General features: G+C 61.3%; 13 protein-coding genes and 1 pseudogene. 7 read left to right on the top strand and 7 right to left on the bottom strand.

Features of this window, described 5'->3' with window-relative positions; all coding sequences use genetic code 11:
• The first annotated feature begins 33 nt into the window (after positions 1-33).
• From HB780_RS12810 to HB780_RS12780, 7 genes and pseudogenes are all read left to right on the top strand, one after another.
• Positions 34-1,242: an isochorismate synthase gene (locus tag HB780_RS12810; RefSeq protein ID WP_286202940.1), complete on the top strand. Its 1,209-nt coding sequence runs from the start codon at positions 34-36 to the stop codon at positions 1,240-1,242.
• Between the two features lie 8 nt (positions 1,243-1,250).
• Entirely contained in the window at positions 1,251-2,879 is a 1,629-nt protein-coding gene (locus tag HB780_RS12805; protein WP_183688255.1) for a (2,3-dihydroxybenzoyl)adenylate synthase, read from the top strand.
• A 1-nt stretch (position 2,880) separates the two neighbouring features.
• Positions 2,881-3,530 (top strand): annotated as a pseudogene (locus tag HB780_RS12800) (isochorismatase family protein).
• Positions 3,527-3,778 carry a phosphopantetheine-binding protein gene (locus tag HB780_RS12795; RefSeq protein ID WP_183688253.1) on the top strand — a complete coding sequence of 84 codons (252 nt, stop codon included), beginning with the start codon at positions 3,527-3,529 and terminating at the stop codon, positions 3,776-3,778. Before HB780_RS12800 ends, HB780_RS12795 begins: the two are co-directional and overlap by 4 nt.
• A gap of 2 nt (positions 3,779-3,780) precedes the next feature.
• Positions 3,781-7,731 carry an amino acid adenylation domain-containing protein gene (locus tag HB780_RS12790; RefSeq protein WP_286202939.1) on the top strand — a complete coding sequence of 1,317 codons (3,951 nt, stop codon included), beginning with the start codon at positions 3,781-3,783 and terminating at the stop codon, positions 7,729-7,731.
• Positions 7,728-8,489: a 2,3-dihydro-2,3-dihydroxybenzoate dehydrogenase gene (locus HB780_RS12785; RefSeq protein ID WP_286202938.1), complete on the top strand. Its 762-nt coding sequence runs from the start codon at positions 7,728-7,730 to the stop codon at positions 8,487-8,489. Before HB780_RS12790 ends, HB780_RS12785 begins: the two co-directional genes overlap by 4 nt.
• Positions 8,490-8,595: 106 nt before the next feature.
• A complete protein-coding gene (locus tag HB780_RS12780) occupies positions 8,596-9,390 on the top strand; it encodes an alpha/beta hydrolase (RefSeq protein WP_286202937.1) in 795 nt (264 codons plus the stop codon).
• Positions 9,391-9,785: 395 nt separating this feature from the next.
• On the opposite strand, the gene HB780_RS12775 is transcribed toward HB780_RS12780, so the two are convergent.
• The 7 genes from HB780_RS12775 to HB780_RS12745 form a co-directional block, all read right to left on the bottom strand.
• Positions 9,786-11,480 (bottom strand): GMC family oxidoreductase, encoded by a 1,695-nt coding sequence (locus HB780_RS12775; RefSeq protein WP_183688247.1) that lies wholly within the window; start codon positions 11,478-11,480, stop codon positions 9,786-9,788.
• On the bottom strand, positions 11,477-12,274 hold the full coding sequence (locus HB780_RS12770) for an ABC transporter permease (RefSeq protein WP_183688245.1): 798 nt from the start codon (positions 12,272-12,274) through the stop codon (positions 11,477-11,479). The genes HB780_RS12775 and HB780_RS12770 overlap by 4 nt, the downstream gene beginning before the upstream one ends.
• A gap of 3 nt (positions 12,275-12,277) precedes the next feature.
• Entirely contained in the window at positions 12,278-13,150 is an 873-nt protein-coding gene (locus HB780_RS12765; RefSeq protein WP_183688243.1) for an ABC transporter permease, read from the bottom strand.
• A 25-nt stretch (positions 13,151-13,175) separates the two neighbouring features.
• Positions 13,176-14,216, bottom strand: coding sequence for an ABC transporter substrate-binding protein (locus HB780_RS12760; RefSeq protein WP_183688241.1), 1,041 nt, complete (start codon positions 14,214-14,216; stop codon positions 13,176-13,178).
• A 63-nt stretch (positions 14,217-14,279) separates the two neighbouring features.
• Positions 14,280-15,587, bottom strand: a complete 1,308-nt coding sequence (locus HB780_RS12755) for an NAD(P)/FAD-dependent oxidoreductase (RefSeq protein WP_183688239.1) — start codon at positions 15,585-15,587, stop codon at positions 14,280-14,282.
• 9 nt (positions 15,588-15,596) lie between these two features.
• Entirely contained in the window at positions 15,597-16,328 is a 732-nt protein-coding gene (locus HB780_RS12750) for an HAD-IA family hydrolase (RefSeq protein ID WP_183688237.1), read from the bottom strand.
• A gap of 45 nt (positions 16,329-16,373) precedes the next feature.
• Positions 16,374-17,465, bottom strand: a complete 1,092-nt coding sequence (locus HB780_RS12745; protein WP_183688235.1) for an ABC transporter ATP-binding protein — start codon at positions 17,463-17,465, stop codon at positions 16,374-16,376.
• Positions 17,466-17,690: the final 225 nt, after the last annotated feature.

Below are 17,690 nucleotides of genomic sequence, written 5' to 3'. Positions count from 1 at the left end.
ATTCCAAACCCCCGACAAAGACTGGAGAGCAACATGGCAAATCCCCTGATCTGGATCGATGAGGACGCGCAGACGGAAACTGCGCTCGCCCGTCCAATTCCCTTTGTCTTCAAGACATCCGGCGAGACGATGCTGGCGCTTGGTCAGATCGGCGCCCTCGGCGATGGTCCCCTTTCCAATCTCGCGGATCGCGCGGCAGACTTCTTCGAGAAGCAAACCGAAGGGCCGGATGTTCTGGTCGGCGCCTTACCGTTTGATCCGTCGGAGCCCGCCCATCTCATCCAGCCCGAGCGCGTTCTGCGTGTGCAGGGAAAACACGACATCGGCGCCATTCCAGGTCTCGGTGGCGTAGCGTCATTGCAATCGGCAGCCGGCAGGATCCTGTCGGTCGATTCGGATCCAGCCCCAGCCGACTTTGCCAATGCCGTTGCCGCGGCCCTCGACCAAATGAACGCTCCGGGCGCGGCTTTGCGCAAGGTCGTCCTGTCGCGCAGCCTGAAAGTGACTGCGAGCCATGACTTCTGCGCCGCCGATCTGATGCGCAGGCTTTCCGTTGATGAGAGCGTCACCGTCTTCGCCACACCCTTGCCGGCACGCGGGCATCATCCGCGTGCCCTCATCGGTGCAACGCCGGAGCTCCTTATCGAGAAGCGGGGTGGGCATATTGCCTCTCATCCGCTCGCGGGGTCTGCGCGCCGCCACAAGGATACGGCAGAAGATCGCAACGCGGCAGACACACTGCTCAAGTCTGAAAAGGATCGTCGCGAACATGCGATGGTGGTCGAGTCCATCCTTGATATTCTCACCCCCTATTGCGTCGAGCTTTCGACACCCGAAGGTATCGCTTTGCGACCGACCGCCAGCATGTGGCACCTCGGCACGCGCATCGTCGGGCGGTTGAAGAACGCCTCGCTTTCGTCCGCATATTTTGCCGGATTGCTGCATCCCACGCCTGCCGTTTGCGGTCTGCCACGCAAGCTTGCACACGGTCAGATCATGAAACTCGAACCCTATGATCGGGCATTCTATGCCGGTGCTGTCGGCTGGTGCGATTCCGCCGGAGACGGGCGATGGTATGTGTCGATCCGTTGCGCCGAACTTGATGGCGATCAGGCGCGGCTTTATGCGGGCGCCGGCATCGTGCCGGGATCGACGCCGGACGGCGAAGTAGCCGAAACCGCCGCCAAGTTTCGTGCGATGCTCGACGCCTTCGGCATCGATCGCAGCAAGTTCAGCGCGTGAGGCTTGAGATGCTGGAACCAAAGCAAGTCTGGCCGGAGGACTACATCGCGCGCTATCGCGAAAAAGGTTATTGGCGCGGTGAAACCATGTTCGGCTTTCTCGAACGGCGCGCCCGCGATATTCCGGAGCATATTGCAGTCATCGGTGGCGAACAGCGCTGGACCTATGCCGATCTGCTTCACCGAGCCAATGAAAATGCGGCTCGTTTCCTCTCGTTCGGGCTTCGTCCCGGTGAGCGCGTCGTCGTGCAATTGCCGAATATCCCGGAATTCCTATCCGTCGTTTTCGGGCTCTTTCGCGCCAATCTCATTCCGGTTTTTGCGTTGCCTGCGCATCGCGTCACGGAGATCTCGCATTTCGTGGAGAAGTCCGAGGCGAGCGCCTACGTGATTGCCGCAAAGGATGGAGATTTCGACTATCGCATGCTTGCCCGCGATGTGGCGGCGAGGGCCCCCGGCCTTCGCCACGTCGTGGTCATCGGCGAGGCGGAAGAGTTCCATGCGCTCGAAGATCTGCCTCACGATCAAACACTGCTTCCGGCGGAGCCTTCGCCATCCTCCGTCGCTTTCCTGCAGATATCGGGGGGCAGTACCGGCTTATCGAAGCTCATCCCGCGTACCCACGACGACTATATCTACAGCTTTCGCGCCAGCGCAGACATCTGCGGCTTGAGCGAGAAGAGCGTCTTCATGGCGGCTCTGCCCGTTGCGCATAATTTTCCGATGAGCTCGCCTGGTGTCTTCGGCGCGCTCTATGCCGGAAGCCGTATTGTCATGTGCCCATCTCCAAGTGCCGAAACCGCCTTTACCCTTATCGAAAACGAACGCGTCACGATCACAGGTGTCGTCCCGCCGCTGGCGCTGTTGTGGATGCAGGCAGCGCCGACATCGGGACATGATATTTCGAGCCTTGAGGTCTTGCTCGTCGGCGGCGCGAAATTCACGCCGGAAGCAGCATCCCGTGTCCGCGTGGCGCTCGGCTGCACCCTGCAGCAGGTCTTCGGCATGGCCGAAGGACTTGTGAACTATACGCGGCTCGATGATCCGGAAGACGTTATCGTCAACACTCAGGGCCGGCCGATCAGCCCGGACGACGAGGTGCTGATCGTTGACGATCATGGCCAGCCTGTCGCGGAAGGCGAGCCGGGCCTGCTGCTCGCGCGCGGACCCTACACGATCCGCGGCTACCACAATGACGCCGCCGCGAACGCCCGCTCCTTCACGGAAGACGGCTTTTACCGCACGGGCGATATCGTATCGCGTACGCCGGAAGGCTATCTCGTCGTCAGGGGACGGGCGGGCGACCATATCAACCGCGCCGGCGAAAAAATCTCCGCCGAAGAGATTGAGGACCATCTTCTCGCTCATCCCGGCGTCTTCGATGCGGCGGTGGTCTCCATCCCCGATCCATATCTGGGTGAACGCAGCTGCGCTTTCGTCATCCCGCAGGGCGAAAAGCCAAAGATGGCGGCGCTCAAGGCTTTCGTGCGTGGTCGCGGTCTCGCCGAATTCAAGGTGCCCGATCAGATCGTCTTCGTCGAAGCCTTCGAGACGACAGCTGTCGGCAAGGTCAGCCGCAAGGTGCTTCGCCAGCAGCTTCGCGGACAATTTCTCAAGACAATACCGATGGAGGCCTGAAATGGGGCTGCCGAAAATAGCGAATTACGAACTTCCCGCCTTTGCCGAAATTCCCCCGCACGCGCGAAATGGAGTTTCGATCCCAATCGCGCCGTGCTGCTCATCCATGACATGCAGAACTACTTCGTCGGCGCTTTCGAACAGGACGCTTCGCCCATAGCTCCTGTCGTCGCCAATATCGCGCGTCTGAAATCCGCCGCCGTCTCTGCGGGCATGCCGATCTTTTACACGGCGCAGAACGGCAATCAGGATCGGCGTGATCGTGGCCTGCAGGCCGATCTCTGGGGGCCGGGGATGAGCGATGCGCCCGAGCACCAGCCGATCATCGATGCGCTACGCCCCACGGCGAGCGATATCGTTCTCGTCAAGCACCGCTACAGCGCCTTCCAGATGAGCAATCTTGCCCATCTGATGCAGGTGCGCGGCCGTGACCAGATCGTCATCAGCGGGATCTACGCGCATATAGGTTGCCTGATGACGGCGGGCGAAGCATTCCAGCGCGACATCAAGCCGTTCTTCGTGGCGGACGCGGTGGCCGATTTCTCGCGGGAGCGGCACGATATGGCATTGAGCTATATCGCCGCGACCTGCGGTATTCCTTTGCCGGTAGACTTATTCGTCTCCGCTATTGAGGGGAGGGAGGCCGCATGACGGAACCTCTCAGCCTCGACCTCATGCGCGACGATATCGCAGCAATCATTCACATCGATCCTGAAGAGATCGGTGACGATGACAATCTGATGGATCTCGGATTGGATTCGATGCGGGCCATGAACCTCGTGCTGCTCTGGCGGGAGCGTGGAGTCCATCTCGACTTCTCCCAATTGGCCACGCGCCCAACGCTTGCTGGCTGGTGGCTGATCGCGAAACAGCGCATGGATGCGATGGCGGAGGCATGACCATGACGGCACATGTCGCGAAGGCCGCGGTTAGCCGGCCGGCCGGCTCCCTCCCCCTGACACAGGCGCAGGCCGGTATCTGGTTCGCGCAGGGCATCGATCCCGCCAATCCCGTCTTCAACACCGGACACTATGTCGAAATCGATGGGGGGCTTGATGTCCCGGCGTTCGAGGACGCGGTGCGTCGCGTCGCGATGGAGGCGGATAGCCTATCCGTCCGCATTGTCGGCAAGGACATGCAGCGGGTGGAGGAAGACAATCGCCCGCTGCTCCAGCTGGAAGATCTGTCGGATCACGCCGATCCCAAAGCTGTCGCCTTCGCTGCCATGCTGGCCGACATGCGCACCCCAATCGACATGGCCAAGGGACCGCTCGCACGGCAGGTGCTTTACCGGCTCGATGGCGATCATTTCGTCTGGTATCAGCGCATGCATCACGTCGTAACCGACGGCTTTGCGACCGGGCTTGTGACGCATCGCATCGCAGAGATCTATAATGCTTCCGTTGCCGGTGAACCGCGCGGCGGGCCACTTGCCGACATCGACCTTGCCGTCAGTGTAGAAGGCGAATATCGGGGGTCGGAGCGGGCAGTCAAAGACGCAGCCTATTGGCGCGAGGCCCTGCGGGATATGCCTGATGTCACCGGCATGAAGCTGGGGCTGGCCCGCACCGCGACATCTTACAACCACGTCGAATGCCAGCTTGCGCAGGATATCTGCGATAGCCTCCTGAAACTTGCCCGAACGTTGAAGCTATCCTGGCCCGATATCCTGACGGCGCTCGCCGGTGCTTATGTCGCCCGGCACGTTCGGCGCGATGAGGTTGTTGTCGGTGTGCCCTTCATGGGCCGTTTCGGTTCGTCAGCGGCGCGCGTTCCGACGATGTTGATGAATATATTGCCCTTGCGGCTTGTCGTTGACGAGGACGCCGCGCTCGGCGACTGGCTGGTCACGGCCTCTGGGCGCATCGCCCGCGATCGTCGCCACGGACGTTATCGTGGCGAACAGATGCGCCGCGACCTTGGTCTTCTCGGCGGACAGCGGCGGCTCTACGGCCCGCTTATCAACGTTTTGCCGTTCGATGCGCCGCCCAGGCTGGCGGGGCTGAAAACGCGTCTTGAGATTCTGGGAACCGGGCCGGTGGACGACATCACGTTCAGTTTCCGCGGTGACCCCACTGCCCGGGGCCTCAGTCTTGAGGTTGATACCAATCCCGCCCTCTATGAAACCGGCGAGGCCGAGACCCATGCCAAGCGGCTCGCAGCCTTCGTTCGATCCGCCGTCGAGGCGGCCCTTGCCGGCTGCCCGCTGCGCGAGGTTGCCACGGTCACGGACGACGAGCGCCGCTGGCTGATCGAAAGCCTGAACGACACCGCGCATGCCGTGACGGACAAGACGCTATCGCAATTGCTGGAGGACAGTTTCGTCTCTTTCGCGAGCAAGGAGGCGCTGCGCTTTGACGGGCAATCCCTGACCTATGCCGAACTTGATCGCCGCACGGCGGCATTGGCGGAAGCGCTTGTGGAACGTGGGGCGAGGCGGGATGCGATCATTGCCGTCACATTGCCACGCTCGATCGAACTCGTCGTGGCGCTGATCGCGACCCTGCGGGCAGGCGCTGCCTATATGCCGCTCGATCTCAACCATCCGAAAGAACGGCTGGAGAGAATTATCAGCTCTTCGCGTCCGGTTGTCGTTCTTGGTGCCGACGACGCGGAAGCGCTGGGTACAGTGCCGGCCTTCCCGCCCCTTGCCTGGCCGGACAAGCCGCGCGGCACAACCCCCGCAGAGGTCGCCGGCGATAGCGCCGCCTATGTGATCTACACATCCGGCTCGACCGGTGAGCCCAAAGGCGTGGTGGTTGAGCACGCCGCGATCGTCAACCGCCTCGAATGGATGCGGCAACACTACGGCTTCAGCCCTGATGACGTCATTCTCCAGAAAACCCCGATGACCTTCGACGTCTCGGTCTGGGAGTTTTTCCTCGCCTTTCTGTCCGGCGGACGCCTCGTGGTTGCGCCGCCCGATGCGCACAAAGACCCGAGGGCGATGGCGAGCATGATCCGCGACGAGAGGATCACGACGGCGCATTTCGTACCCTCCATGCTATCGGCCTTTCTGGCCGAGCCCGGCTCACTCGGCCTTTCGATGAAGCGGGTCTTCTGCAGTGGCGAGGAACTGACCGCCGATCTGCGCGACCGCTTTCACGAGCGGATGACGGCTGAATTACACAATCTCTACGGCCCGACAGAAGCTGCAGTCGATGTCAGCTATTGGCCAGCCGGCGCCGGCGATCTTTCCCGCCCGATCCCGATCGGCTTTCCGGTCTGGAACACGCGGCTCTACGTGCTCGACGATCACATGCGCCCGGTGCCGGTTGGCGTCGAGGGGCATCTTTATCTCGCCGGCGTTCAGCTGGCCCGCGAATATCTCGGCCAGAAGGCGCTGACGGCGGAGCGCTTCATCGCCGATCCCTTCCATCCAGGGGAGCGCATGTATAGCACCGGCGACCTCGCTCGCATTCGTCCTGATGGCGCGATCCTCTATCTCGGGCGGTCCGACCATCAGATCAAACTGCGTGGCCTGCGCATCGAACTCGGCGAGATCGAGACGGCAATTCTCTCTTATCCGGCAGTGACGCAGGCGGTGGTCGTCCTGCGCGAGGATCCGGCTGGCGACAAGCGCATCGTTGCCTATGCGACCCTTGAGGAGGGTAAGAGGTCGGAAGGGGCCGAGGCGAATATTGTCGCCCATGCCGGGCGCCTGGTGCCGGACTATATGCTGCCCTCTGCAATCATTCTGCTTGATGTCTTGCCGGTGAACCCCAACGGCAAACTCGACCGCAAACTTCTGCCCGCGCCGGTCTTTGCAGGCGGACGCGGACGGGCGCCCGAAACGGACAATGAAAAGCTGGCGGCGATGCTGTTCGAGCGGGTTTTGCGGGCACAAGGCCCCTTCCTCGCCGATGACGACTTTTTCGATCTCGGCGGGCACTCGCTTCTGGCGGTGGAGTTGATGTTGCATCTGCGCGAAATCACCGGCCACGAGCCGGGCATCGGTGTCCTGTTCGAGCATTCCACCATCGGCAGGCTTGCTCAATACCTGGATCAGGGGCCGGCGACCGAAAGCGCGGGACTGCAGCCAATCGTCAAGCTTAACTCCGCCGATCGGGGGAAATCGCCGGTCTTCATGCTGCATCCGGCCGGTGGGCTTTCCTGGTGCTACAACGGACTGGCGCGGGCGCTCGGCGCCGATCGCCCTGCCTGGGGCGTCCAGGCTCTGGCGCTCGACCCGGATGCCGAGGCGCCGCATAGCCTGGACAAGATGGCGCTCGACTATGCCGAGCGGATTGCTTTCATCGCAGGACCGGAGCCAATCCATCTCGTCGGCTGGTCGGTCGGCGGCATTCTCGCGCAAGCTATTGCCGTGCATCTGGGGGAGCTAGGGCGACAGGTCGGTGTCGTCGCCATGCTTGATGCCTATCCATGCGATTGCTGGCGCGACGAGCCGGATCCAGGGCCGGGCGCCGAACTCAAGGCACTGCTGGCGATTGGCGGACACGATCCCGATGCGCTGCCGGAGCTGCCGCTGACACGAGAGGCTGTTACGGCGTTTCTCGCCGAAAGCGGCAGCCCCCTCGGCAAGCTGCCATTGGCCGCACTTGATGGGATGGCCCGCGTGGTCGCGCTCAACAACCGCTTCGTACGCGGTCATCGCCATCGTCGCTACGACGGTCCGGTCCTGCACTTCCGGGCAGCCAAAGATCATGCAGATGACGGAACGGGCCTGCAGCCAGACAGCTGGAACCCTTATGTCGCTTCGGTTGACGTTCGAAATGTCCCCTTTGCTCATGCTCACATGACGGGCGCCGAGGCAGTGGCGCATGTGGCGCCGGCCTTGAAGGCGGCACTTCTGGACCACGAAATGCAGCAGAAAGAGGGAGGCAAATTGTGAGCGAGTTCAAAGGCAAGACCGCGTTCCTGACGGGTGCAGCCGGTGGAATCGGCTTCGCGGTGGTCAAGGCGCTTCTGCAGGAAGGCGCAAACGTCGTCGCCACCGATGTTTCGGTGGACGGACTGACGGAGCTTGCCTGTGACAATCTCTATGCCCGCCCGCTCGATGTGACGAAAAGTGCAGATGTGGACCGGCTGATGGACGACATGGCGGCGCAATGCGATGGCATCGACTACGGGATTAATGTCGCCGGTGTGCTCTCCACGACGCCGGTTCTGGAAACAAGCGACGTGGAATGGGCGCGCGTCTTTGCCGTCAACACGGCCGGCGTCTTCCACGTTTCGCGCGCGCTCGCCCGGCACATGGTACCGCGCCGTCGAGGCAGCATCGTCACGGTAAGTTCCAACGCAGTCGGCGTGCCGCGCCGGAACATGGCGGCATACGCCGCATCGAAGGCGGCCTCGACCATGTTCACCCGTTGCCTCGGTCTGGAGTTGGCAGAGCATGGTATCCGCTGCAACATCGTTGCGCCTGGCTCGACACTGACATCGATGCAGACGGGTATGTGGACTGACGATAACGGCGGCGAGCGGGTGATCGCCGGCTCCCTGGAGAATTACAAGACCGGCATTCCGCTCCGCAAACTTGCAACCCCGGACGATATCGCCAATTCGGTCCTTTTCCTGCTATCGGAGAAGGCGGGGCATATTACGATGGCTGATATTTACGTCGATGGAGGCGCGACGCTTCATGCCTAACAAAATTATGGGAAAAACGCGGCAGGACGTTGTGGGGATGTCGGTTCCGCAATCGCTGGCAATGCCGGGCTGTCAGAGATTTGAGCTGCGTTCATCGGAAACGGGTTTGGATTATGAGATCTTTGTCTATGTTCCGGAGACCGCGCCGCCTGCTTCCGGATTTCCGGTCATTTATGTTCTCGACGCCAATTCGGATTTTATAACCGTTGCGGAGACCGTGCGACGTGTCTCGCGACGTCCCAAGGCGACCGGTATCGCTCCTTCGATCGTGGTCGGCATCGGTTACCCCAATACCGGCGGATACAATGTTGACCGCCGCCATGCGGATTTCACCCGCGGTCCGGCGGATGCGGGAGCATTCCCGGATAAGGCCAGGGATAGTTGTGGCGGCCAGGCAGCCTATATCCGCTTCCTCAGCGGCCAACTGATGTCCTATATCGCATCGTGGCTCGATGCCGATCCGGATTGTTGCACCCTTCTCGGTCATTCTCTCGCCGGGTATTTCGTACTCGATCTGCTAGCGCAGCACCCGGACATGTTCCATGGCTATATCAGTTTCAGTCCCTCGGTTTGGTGGGACAGGGCTGGGTTGTCGCGGGCGCTGGCGTCGGCGCGCCAAATCACACGTCCAATCCGCCTCTATACAGCCGTCGGGCTCTGGGAGCAGGAGTTCGCGCCTTGGCAGGCGAAGGAGAATTTCAGCGACCAATATCACGAGATTAGGGAGGTCCGACGTATGATTGACAATGCGCGCGAGATTTCGAGTGAGGTTGGTGCTGCCTTCGGAAAGAAGGTGAACGTGCGGTTTGAGCTTGGTGAGGACGAGGATCATGCCACGATCGTGACGGCGTCACTTTGTCGAGCGTTGCGCTTTGTCGGCGGCGGCGAGACCATCGTCTGACTTTGAGCAGTCTTGCTGATGCAAAGTCTGCCGCTTGAGATCAGACGTCACGCTCAACAGCCCGTGGCCCACCAGCCAGGCAAATCAGACTATGTTCGATTGCCACACGAACAGAATCCAGTACGGGAATTCCAAGTTCCACTGAAAGCATCGGCGCAATCGATGAGCCGGCTAAATTCGTGCAGAGGATGATGATCGCATCGACAGGAGCGCGGGCTAACGTCTGGGCTGAAGTCCGAATTTACGGCGCGCCGGTTCAGCTTCCCCTCAAGGCAACGAATTGTAACTCTCGGCCGGTGGATGAAAACGCACTCATTTCCACTTGTTCTTCGATGTGGCGACTACGCTGCTCAGGACAGTTCGCCAACCCGGCTTGAGTGGCATTGACACCGTGCTCATTGACCGTTGCGGATGAAATCAGCAATGCGTTCGGCGATCATTATGGTCGGTATGTTGGTGTTGGCGCAGGGGATCGACGGCATCAGCGAGGCATCGCAGACCCGTAGTCCCTCGACGCCGTAAACCCGGCCTGTCGGAGAAGTCACGGCCATCGGATTGTCCGGCGCGCCCATGCGGCAGGTGCCGGAGGGATGCCAGGTGCCGCCGACATGCCGGCGGACGAATTCGGTGAGCATCGCATCGTCGTTGAGCAGGCCGTCCATGGTGGTGCCCAGGGTGACGGCGGAATGGATGAGGGCGGCGCGCAAAGGCCCCGCGAGGTCGAGCATCGCCGATAATGCGCCGCGCTGGATCGCATTCCATGCGCCGGGAACGGCGACTTTGGCGACGCGCGGGGAATAGCTGGAGGGAAACACCGTGTCCCGGTAGCCGTTCATATGCGGATCGAGCAGTGCATGCGCGCCCATGCGCAATGCCAGTTTCAGTCGTTCGAGGTCACGTTCATCCGTCAGCATCCGGAAATCGACCTCGGGCTCGGCCAGCGGATCGGCGGAGCCAAGCTTCAGGATGCCGCGCGAGTAGGACTTGTTGACCCAGAAGAACAGGCTGCCCATCCGCAGGCCGACCGAATGCCAGCCGGAGCGTGACAGGATGGCGGCATGCATGTCGCCCTGCGGCGTATCGGGAAGGCCTGAGGAAAAACGCCAGATCGATTGCTCGTGATGCTCCGTGCGGTCTTGCACCCGCATCCGTGGTGGCAGATAGGCGGCGACCGCGATGGACGGATGTTCCATCAGATTGCGGCCGATGCCGGCGCGTGATGAGATGACGGGAATGCCCAGGGCTGCGAGATCCGCGCCGGGACCGATGCCGGAGCGCAGCAACAGCGCCGGGGAGTGGATCGCGCCCGAAGCCACGATGACTTCGTGTGCTCTGATCGTCTGGGGGTGAGTACCTGTGAGCGTGGCGCCGATCGCCCGCGTGCCCTCAAAGAGAATACGCGTCGCGGTGCTGTCGGTGATGATCGTGAGGTTCGGACGACGGCGAACGTCGGGTGTGAGATAGGCAATCGAGGTCGGTAAACGTTCGCCGGCATCGCTGACGGCGACGGCGCCCCGGAACGTGCCGTTCTCCCAGGGGCCATTCTGGTCGGGACGGATCGGGTGTCCTTGTGTCTCCAGCGTTTTCATCACGCGATCGACGAAGGGCGATATCTTCTCGTCCGTAACCCGCCGGATCGAAAGCGGTCCGTCCGCTCCATGCAGGGGGCCGCCGAAATCCCGGTCAGCCTCTATTCTGCGGAAATAGGGCAGGCAGCTCTCCCATCCCCAGCCGGTCGCCCCCAGTTCCTCCCATTCGGTATAGTCGGACGGTGCGCCGCGATTGGCCATCAGCGCGTTGATGGCGGAGCCGCCGCCGAGCAGCTTTGCCTGCTCGTAGCGGCGGGATGAGCGGGGGGCGCTGTTTGATCGGGACGAGCCCATCAACGCAGTGAGCGAAGACCATATGTTGCTGGTATCGAGATAGGCGCGGCCGGGATAACGGCTGCGCACGTCATCGGGGATGTCGCCGGCGGCAATGTTGCGTCCCGCTTCGACAAGAATCACCGTCCGCTTCGGATCCTCCGACAGCCGCGCCGCCAGAACGCATCCGGCCGATCCGCCGCCGAGGATCAGGTGATCGGCAATCATGCCGTCTTCCCCTGGCGGCGATCCGTGTTGCGCGCATTAATCGCCACCAGCATCACCAGGATGAAGGAAATCGCCGTCAGCAGCGAGCTGATCGATGCGATCGTCGGATCGATCTCGTCGCGCAACGCAGTGAACATGCGCTTTGTCAGCGTCTGGTATTGGCCGCCGGAAATGAACAACGAAACGACGGTCTCGTCCATCGCCGAAATGAAGGCGAACAGCATGCCGGAAATCACGCTGGGCCGGATCTGCGGCAGGGTTACGACGAAGAAGGTGCGCAACCGGTTCATGCCGAGGCTGCGCGACACCATCTCCTGCGTATGGTCGAATTTTCGGAGTCCAACCAGAACCGAGGTGATGACATAGGGCAGGCCGAGCATGACATTGGCAAGGATCAGCCCCGTCATGGTGGCGATCAGGCCGATCTGCGCATAGACGAGAAAGACGCCGACGGCGGTGATGACGATCGGCACGATCAGCGGCAGGAGCAGCAGCATCTGCAAGCTGCGCACCAGCCGGGACGAGGTCATATCAAGCGCGTAGGCGGCAGCCGTGCCGAAAATCGTCGCCAGGATGGCGCTCGAAACCGAGACGATAAGGCTGACGCGGGTTGCCTGCATCCATGCGGCACTGCTCAGATAGGCCTCGTACCAGCGCAGGGACCATGATGGTGGCGGGAACGACAGGAACCGGGCGCCGGAAAACGACATGGGCACGATGATGAGGATCGGAATGATCAGCCAGGCGAGGATGAGGGCGACGACGGCATAAAGCAGGATTTTGGACATATGCATGCGTCACCTCGTTCCCATGATGCGTTCAAACGGGATGATCAGGCTTGCCAGCCGGAAGACGAGGAAGACGCAGGCCATCAGCACCACGCTGATCGACGATGCCGCACCCCATTCATTGTAGACCTCGATGTTGCGGGAGACGAGCATGGAGACCATGTAGGTGCGGCCGCCGCCGAGAAGTTCCGGGGTGATGTAGAAACCGAGCGTCAGCACGAAGACCAGAACCATGCCGGCGATCATGCCGGGCAGGGACAGGGGCAGGAAAACCCGCGCAAACACATGCGCCGGCGATCCGCCGAGGCTGGCACCTGCCATCGTCAGCTCGGGCGGGATCTTCTTCATTGTCGCATAGAGCGGCAGCACCATGAAGGGCAGCAGGATGTGAATGGTTGCGACCACCGTGCCGAACTCGTTGTTGATGAGCGGCAGCGGACTGTCGATCAGCCCGGCACTCTTCAGCGCGGAATTGACGATGCCGGTTCTCTGCAACAGGATGAGCCAGGCATAAGCGCGCACGAGTACGCTGGTCCAGAAGGGCAGCAGGACCATCGCGAGAATGAGCACGCTCCATCGCTGCGGCAGGCCCGCCGCCACATAGGCGACGGGATAGCCGAGCAGAAGCGTCGCGAGCGTCACCACGAACGCGATGCGGAAGGTTTGGAGGAAGGTCATCCAGTAGACGGAATCGGTCAGGAACCGTTGGTAGTTGACGAGCGTGAAACCGCCATCCTGCCAGATCGACTGCCAGGCAAGCCAGAGCAGCGGCACGATCAGCAGCGACACGACCACGAGCAGGGCCGGGGCAAGAAGCATCAGCATCAGCCTCTGCTCGCGCCGGTCATGACGCTCCGAAGGATTTCTTGTCGACACGGTCATAGATGACCCTCCATGGGCCGGGTGATTACTTCTGGATGAAGGATGCCCAGCGCTTCTGCGCTTCCTCGCCAGCCGGCGAACTCCACCACTTGTCCGACACCAGCACCTGCTTGGCGGCGTTCTCCGGTGAGCTTGGCATTTCAGCCGCGCGCTCCGGGGAAATCTTGCCGGTCTTGTAGGCTTCCGGATTGCCTGGGCCGTAATCAATGTAGGCCGGGAAGTTCGCCTGGATCTCCGGCGTCATCGCCGCGTTAACGAATTTCACGGCGGTGTCGAGATTGGGCGCACCTTTCAGAATGCAAAGCGATGTGTATTGCAGGAAGCCCTGGTTGAATGTGTAGCTGATCGGGGCTCCTTCCTTGGCGACGGCGGTCACGCGACCATTCCAGGCCATTTCCATGTCGACCTCGCCGTCGGCAAGCAGCTGCGCCGACTGGGCGCCTGAGGTCCACCAGACGGTGACGTAAGGCTTGATTTCCTCGAGCTTCTTGAAGGCGCGGTCGACGTCCAGCGGATAGAGCTTATCTGCTGGAACGCCGTCGGCGAGCAGGGCCGCTTCCAGCGTGGCGAGCGGATGGTTGCGCAGCGCGCGTGTGCCCGGGAACTTCTTGACGTCCCAGAAATCCGCCCAGCTCTTTGGCGGGTTTGTTCCGAACTTGTCCTTGTTGTAGGCAAGCACGCTCGAATAGAATTCATAGGCCACGGAATAGGGGCTCTTGTATTCCGCGGGCATTTTCTCGGCATTGGGGATCTTGGAGAAGTCGAGGGTCTCGATCATGCCCTGTTGGCCGCCACGGACGCAATCCTGTGTTGGGGTATCGACAACATCCCAGATCGGCTTGCCTGTCGATGTCTGGGTCTTGATGACCGGCCAGGCGTCCGGCGCGCTATCCTGGTTGACGGTGATCCCGAGCAATTTGGCGACCGGGTCGAGGATCGCCTTGGTCTGTGCGTCCTGATAGGCGCCGCCCTGGGATACGAAGGTGATCTGTTCAGCCGAAGCAAGGCCGGCTGAGAGGGCGATGGCTGATGCGGAAAGCACGAGAGTGGAAAATTTCAGTATCATGTCCGTTCTCCTCTTTTGGCAGGGTTTCAAACCCCGTTTTTTTGATGCGTGAAATGCAGGGTCTTATCGCCCGATTGCATCCAGGAACTGGTACCAGCCGGCGACGAGCCGGACGGCGGGTTCCCGGATGGGATAGAAGGGAACGGGTTTCAACCGTTCGGAAGTCAGAAGCCCGAGGTCCGGGCTCTCGCCGGCGACGATCGCGGCGACGTGTTTGCCCATACAGGAGGCAAGCGCCACGCCGGTGCCGTTGTAACCGACCGCATAGACGACGCGTTCGTCCAGCCGTCCCACATGCGGAATGCTGTCCATGGTCATGGCGACGAGACCGGACCACCGGTGGGTAACGGCGGCGTCGGAAAGTTCCGGGAACTGTCGCACCATCGCTTTGTGCAGCGCGGCGAAGGCGCTTTCCGAATCCGTCTTGCCGAAGGCACCGCGACCGCCATAGAGCAGCCGGTCACCCGCCTTGCGAAACCAGCGCATCATCCGCCGGGTCTCGGTATAGCTGCGGCCATTGGCCAAGAGAGTGCCGCCAGCTTTACCGGATAGTGGTTCCGTGGCGATCATGGCTGAGCGGAAGGGGATGATCGCCTTGCGGACTTCCGCCGTCGCGCGTGTCAGGTCGGAATAGGAATTGGTGGCGATCACGGCCTGTCCGGCGGTGATGATACCGTGTGGCGTTTCCAGACGCACGCCAGAGCCCTCGCGCCTGAGGCCGGTGACCGGAGCACTCTCAAAGATATCGATACCGGCGGCTTTGAGCCCGGCGGCGATGCCGAACACGAAATTGAGCGGATGAATAACGCCGCCATGGGTGTTGAGCATGCCGCCGGTGAAATCCCGCGAGCCGGTTTCCCGTTCCATGTCCCCCGGTGAAAGGATGGAGCAGGCGTTGTCGCCGAGCGCTTGCTTCAACCAGTCCACTTCCGTCTTGAGGGCTTCAAGCGAGACCGCATTGTGGGCGCAACGCAGTGAGCCCGTCGGCCTGTACCCGGCGGATGTGATGCCGTAATCCTCGACCAGCTCGCCGACATGTTCGATGGCCTCGATGCCGAGATCGTGCATGCGGCGGGCGGTCTCGATGCCGAACCGGCCGGCGATGTCGGAAAAGGCGAGCCGGAACTTTCCGGAGACGACGCCGCCATTGCGCCCGCTTGCGCCCCAGCCGATGCGGTTTGCTTCCAGCACCACCGATGACAGGCCTCGGCGGGCGAGATAACGGGCCGTGCTCAGGCCCGTATAACCGCCGCCGATGATGGCCACGTCATAGCGATGATCGCCCGACAGTGTGCCGAAGACCGGACGGTCCACGGCTGTCTCCTGCCAGAGGGAGCTGATATCGGGGAAGGGAGGGTGGGCGGCGGTCATCGTCTATCCTCAGGCCGCGCTTGCGGTCTGAACGCCGGCGGCAAGCTCGGCGTCAACGGCGTCGGCAAGCTGTTTCAGCGAGGAGAAATGGAAGTCCGGCTTCGTCAGTATCTTGGGTTCCGGCGTGCCGCCAAACCCCTTCAGACCCTGACGCCGCTCGATCCAGCATGTCGTGTAGCCGAGTTCCTTGGCCACGCCGATATCGTGGTGCTGGCTCTGGGCGACGTGCAGGATTTCCGACTGCTTGAAGCCGGAAGCGGATTGACGGCCCTTGTTGAAGGCGAAGAACTGCGGATTGGGCTTGGCGCATCCGGTTTCGTCGCAAGTGACGCTGTCGTGGAAGGGATTGCCGAGCGTGTCCGAATAGGCCGAGAAGGCCGTGCGGTCTGCATTCGTCATCGCCACCAGCCGGAAATTCTTGCGCAGGCGTGCGAGCGCCTCAACCGAGTCCGAGAAGGCCGGCCAGCGCAGGACCGCCAGCTGAAAGGCTTCCGCGGTCGCGGCGTCTTTCACAAAGCCGCATTCCGTCGCCAGGGAAAGATAGACGTCCTTCATGGCAAAGGAGGAGCGGCCGTAAAATTTGTCCCGGCCGCGCTTGTAGGGCTCAAAGATCTGGTCATCGGAAGCGGCGGCCGCTTTCTCCCCGCCAAGCGCCCGAACGGCATTCAGGACGCCCATTTCGAAATCGATCAAAGTGCCGACGACATCAAAGGTCATGACCTTGAATTCGGTGAGTTTCATAGTCTTCTTTCCTTGTTGACTGTAAGAATGAATGAACGCGAGATTTCAGGACGCTTCCGGCACAATGATCGTGTCTTCGGGATGCAGTGCCACGACGATCGGGTCGCCCGGCTTCTTGAGTTGCGCGCGGCCCGTATGATTGCTTGGGAGCCTGAGGCTGAGGTCGCCACCGGATGACAGCGTCAGGAAAACCCGGATGCTCTCGCCCTGATAAAGCGTGTCGGTCACGGTTCCCGTCAGCCGGTTCGATGCCGACGGCTCGCTGCCATCTGCGACGACGAGCTTTTCGGAATGGACCGCAAGATGAAGGTGGCCGTTCTCTGGAACGCGATGCGACGTGCGCAGGACCGTGTCGCCCAGCCTTACGGTGTCGTTGCTTTCGCGCTTGACCGGCAGCAGCGTTGCCTCGCCGATAAAACGGGCGACGAAGGAATCCGCCGGATGGTCATGAAGCTGCTCTGGTGTATCGACCTGCACGAACCGGCCCTTGTTCATGATGGCGACGCGATCGCTCATCGTCAGAGCCTCGCGCTGGTCGTGCGTGACATAGATGATAGTTGCGCCCAGCCGCTTGTGCAGGCGCTTGAGTTCGATCTGCATGGATTCGCGCAATTGCTTGTCGAGCGCGGACAGCGGCTCGTCCATCAGGATCAGTCCCGGCTCGAAAATCATGGCGCGAGCGAGTGCGACACGCTGGCGCTGGCCGCCGGAAAGTTCATGAACGCGCCGTTCTCCGTATCCGGTCAGTTCGACCATATCGAGCGCTTCCCGCAGCTTGCTTGGCCACTCCGATTTCGGTAGGCGGCGTGCCCTGAGGGGAAATGTGATGTTCTCGGCGACGCTCATATGCGGAAAAAGCGCGTAGTTCTGGAAGACGATGCCGATATTGCGTTTGTGCGGAGGCTCGAATGTAATATCCCGTTCGCCGAGCCAGATGGATCCGGACGTGGGCTGCACAAAGCCGCCCAGAATTCCCAGAAAGGTCGTCTTTCCCGATCCGGAAGGCCCGAGGATCGAGACGAATTCGCCCGCAGCCACTTCCAGGCTGACATTGTCCAGCGCCCGGAATTCTCCGTAGCTCTTGTTTGCAGCGCGAATGGAAACGCCCAAACGCTCAGCGCTCTTTAGATCAATCATTTGATTCCACTGCAAAATTTGTACACGGCGATGCCGGATCGACATGCGCTGCATTCATTGTTGAGTAGAAACCTGGATATGTGGCCCATGCCGGAACGCTGTCCGCCCGGCGGGTTTGCATATCCTGTTCCCCGATTTTCCTTGAAGGTCTTTTGCCTTCCTTGATTGGTAACAGACCAAAGAACCGAGCTGTCCGCAATTGAAAAAAAGTTCAGAAAGGTGTTA

This window comes from Rhizobium lusitanum (assembly GCF_014189535.1).
Taxonomy (GTDB): domain Bacteria; phylum Pseudomonadota; class Alphaproteobacteria; order Rhizobiales; family Rhizobiaceae; genus Rhizobium; species Rhizobium lusitanum_C.
The sequence above is the reverse complement of the archived record's forward strand: the minus strand, read 5'-3'. Positions and strand labels throughout refer to the sequence as shown.

Bases quoted from the DNA above. Each gene is read 5' to 3' on its own strand.
- HB780_RS12795 (WP_183688253.1), top strand. From the start codon at position 3,527: ATGACGGAACCTCTCAGCCTCGACCTCATGCGCGACGATATCGCAGCA.
- HB780_RS12775 (WP_183688247.1), bottom strand. From the start codon at position 11,480: ATGATTGCCGATCACCTGATCCTCGGCGGCGGATCGGCCGGATGCGTT.
- HB780_RS12770 (WP_183688245.1), bottom strand. From the start codon at position 12,274: ATGCATATGTCCAAAATCCTGCTTTATGCCGTCGTCGCCCTCATCCTC.
- HB780_RS12750 (WP_183688237.1), bottom strand. From the start codon at position 16,328: ATGAAACTCACCGAATTCAAGGTCATGACCTTTGATGTCGTCGGCACT.
- HB780_RS12760 (WP_183688241.1), bottom strand. From the start codon at position 14,216: ATGATACTGAAATTTTCCACTCTCGTGCTTTCCGCATCAGCCATCGCC.
- HB780_RS12790 (WP_286202939.1), top strand. From the start codon at position 3,781: ATGACGGCACATGTCGCGAAGGCCGCGGTTAGCCGGCCGGCCGGCTCC.
- HB780_RS12810 (WP_286202940.1), top strand. From the start codon at position 34: ATGGCAAATCCCCTGATCTGGATCGATGAGGACGCGCAGACGGAAACT.
- HB780_RS12745 (WP_183688235.1), bottom strand. From the start codon at position 17,465: ATGATTGATCTAAAGAGCGCTGAGCGTTTGGGCGTTTCCATTCGCGCT.
- HB780_RS12755 (WP_183688239.1), bottom strand. From the start codon at position 15,587: ATGACCGCCGCCCACCCTCCCTTCCCCGATATCAGCTCCCTCTGGCAG.
- HB780_RS12805 (WP_183688255.1), top strand. From the start codon at position 1,251: ATGCTGGAACCAAAGCAAGTCTGGCCGGAGGACTACATCGCGCGCTAT.
- HB780_RS12765 (WP_183688243.1), bottom strand. From the start codon at position 13,150: ATGACCGTGTCGACAAGAAATCCTTCGGAGCGTCATGACCGGCGCGAG.